This is a genomic window from Rhodovulum kholense, from assembly GCF_003053725.1.
GTDB classification, from domain to species: Bacteria; Pseudomonadota; Alphaproteobacteria; order Rhodobacterales; family Rhodobacteraceae; genus Rhodovulum; species Rhodovulum kholense.
Map to the genome: position 1 here is coordinate 1 of NZ_QAYC01000039.1, position 2,948 is coordinate 2,948.

The 2,948-nt window shown below is 67.4% G+C and carries 1 protein-coding gene; it reads right to left on the bottom strand.

The features are described 5' to 3' along the window. The coding region (locus tag C8N38_RS20935) for a right-handed parallel beta-helix repeat-containing protein (RefSeq protein WP_108029035.1) at window positions 1-2,886 on the bottom strand (2,886 nt) is incomplete at its 3' end. Between the last annotated feature and the right edge of the window lie 62 nt (window positions 2,887-2,948).

Consider the following 2,948-nt stretch of genomic DNA (forward strand, 5'->3'; position numbering starts at 1 on the left):
GGCGTCGGAGAGGTGGGCGGCGATGGGGTCGCTGAGCGCGGTGCCGTAATCGGCCTGCAGCGCCTGAACGATCTGCTGGTAATGCGCCGTGCCCGACCCGTCGCTCTCGGTGCCCAGGATGTCGAGCGTCACCTGGCCCGTCCCGGTCCCCGAAGCCGACAGCGCCAGCGTCACCCGGTCCGTCGCATAGTCGATCGTCACCGTCGCGTTGCGGTTCGCGCCCAGACCGGTGAACTCGAGATCGCCGAACCGCCCGAAGAGCTCGTCCGCCTCCAGCAGCACCGTCTGCGACGCGGTTCCGGCCATGCCGCTCAGGTCGATCGCCAGCGTCGCATCGCCCAGATCCACCCCCGAGACCACGTCCGAACTCTCGAACCGGCCGCTCCGGAACTCGCCGATCGTCCCCAGAGCCCCGTCCTCGGCCACGAATTTCAGCGTCGCGTCGTCGTCGAGCCTCAGCAGCGACAGCCCGCCATCGCCATCGAACCCGACCTGCGCATCGTCGCCCACCACCGTCAGCGTCCGCCCCGCCTGCAGCAGGAACCCGGCCCCGTCGGTCGCCAGGATCGCCTGGCCGTTCTCGCCGACCGTCAGATCGGCATTGCCCAGGAACACCCCGGTATTGGCGAACCGACCGCCCATCACCGAGATCGACAGCAGATCGCTGTCGGCATAGCCCTCGGTCCAGAACTGGCCCGCCCCGTCCACCGTCACCTGCCCGCCCCAGCTGCTGCCGACCGCAAGCGTGCCCTCGACGTCGAGCCGGCCCTGGGTCACGCTCAGACGCCCGCCATCGCCCAGATCGAGATCCTCGATCGCCGTCGTCGAACTGCCATAGCTCACCCAGTTGCCGCCCAGATCGACGCTGTCCCCGTCCTGGGTCCCCGGCAGGTCGTCGGTCGACCAGTTCAGCCGGTTGTCCCAGCGCATCCCGTCGCCCCGGTCGTCGGGAACGAAGCGCAGCACCGCCTCGTCGGCCCGCAGGTCCGTATCCATCCCGAACCCGGTCCGGAAGAAGGCGATGATCAGGTCGGCATCGACCACGTCGTCCAGCGCCCCGTCAGCCTGCGCTCGCAGGTAGGCCGCCAGATCCGCGATCGTCGCCGAGGGTTTGCCCAGCAGGTCCGCCGCGAAATTCTGGATCGTGGTCTCGTCGAGGACCGCCCGGTCGAGCCCGTCGACATTGGCCTCGATCTCGCCGACCTTGTCGGCGTTCTTCGCGCCGGTCCAGTTGTAGATCACCGTGTCGTTGTAATAGAGGCTTCCGTTGATCGCGAGCGCGAACTGGCCCTTCTCCTTCTCGGCCTGCTCGGCCGCGTTGTCCGGATCCGCCAGATGGGCGATGATGTTGTCCACGAGGCTTTCGTCCCAGCCCTGCGCGTTGATCCCCTGCGACAGCGCCCCTTCGGAATGGTCGACCGTCTTGTTGCCCGCGGAGGTCACCACGTTGCCCAGCACCAGGCTGTAGTTCCCGGACGCGTCCGAGCCGCCCTTGGCCGGGTTGATCGCGCCATTGTTGTCGAGGAACACGTTGTCCTCGACAACGCCGCCCATCCGGAACTGCGCCCCGTAGGAGGCCGCCCGCATGATGATGTTGTCGCGCAGCGTCACGTCGCCGTTGGTCGCCGTCATGTAGATGTTGTGACTGTACATGCTCGGCGGCTGGCCGTCCTCCGCCGACCGGGCATAGTCGTAGCCGTCCTCCCAGCCGTTATGGTCGAAGAAGTTGTTCTCGACCAGGACCCCGTCCGACTTGGTCAGGTAGAAGCCGCTCACCCGGTTCAGGTTCGGTGCCCAGGTCCCGTCCTCGGCGTTCAGGGACTCGTCCCGCCAGACGTCGTAGACTGACGAGTTGCGCAGCGTGAACCCCTCGGCATTGTTGATGATCAGGGTGCCGCCGGTGATCGTCACGTCGTTCAGCAGGATGTTCCCGGAATTGGTCAGCGCGATCCCGTCTCTGAAGGTCAGCCCTTCCACGACGACATTTTCCTTCGTCTCTGCGAAACTGCGCAGTTCACTCGCGAATTCCGGCGCAGAGCCGTCGCCATAGGCTCCGATATAGATCGGATGCAGCTCGGATTCGCCGACCACGCCGGGATCGATCAGACCCTTGAAGTTGTCATAACTGTAGCCGCGCTCGAACAGCAGCCAGTGCGAGGACGGCTCCGGCCCGGTCAGCGCCCGCCACATCACCGAGCCGACGTCCTGGTCCACCGCCATGTCCGCGTCGAAGCCGTAGGTCGTCTGGCTCGCCAGCCAGCGGTCGGTCACCTGCTCGACCTTCATCCCTTCCAGCGCCGCGATATCGGCCCGGCTCAGCCCCGCCTCGCTGCCCGTCACATAGACGGTCTCGTGCACGTCGCCATGCTCGATCACCAGGCTGCCGTCCTCGGCGCTTTCCAGCATGTAGAAATCGCCCGCCCCCCAGCCGCCGCCCTGGCTGCCCTCGACCGCGGTCAGGCTCGCGGTATGGGTCGTCACCGTGCCGTCGGCATGGGTCACCGCATAGTCGAAGCTCAGCGCCCCGGTCTGGGTCTCGCCGGTCAGCACCAGCGCCAGGCTGAGATCGGGGGTCACCGTCACATTGCCGAAGTCGGGCCGCGCCACGATCTCGACCGACACCGCATCCTCGGCTCCGGGCAGCGTCAGCGTCGTCACCCGCCCCGTCGTCACCTCGACCGCATCCTCCAGCGGAACCGAGGTATCGGTCCCGTCCGACCCGTCGCTCCCGCCGGTCCCCGGATCGACACTGCCAGTGTCGCCGCCAGTATTGCCACCGGTCTCGCCACTGTCCTGGCCGCCAGTATTGCCATTGTCCGATCCGCCGTCGGACCCGCCATCCTCCCCGGCCCCCTGATCCGGCGTCTCGTCCACGGGATCGACCACATCAGGACCCCCGTCCGGCGTCTCGTCCGGGCTCCCCCCATCCGGCACCGACCCCCCATCGC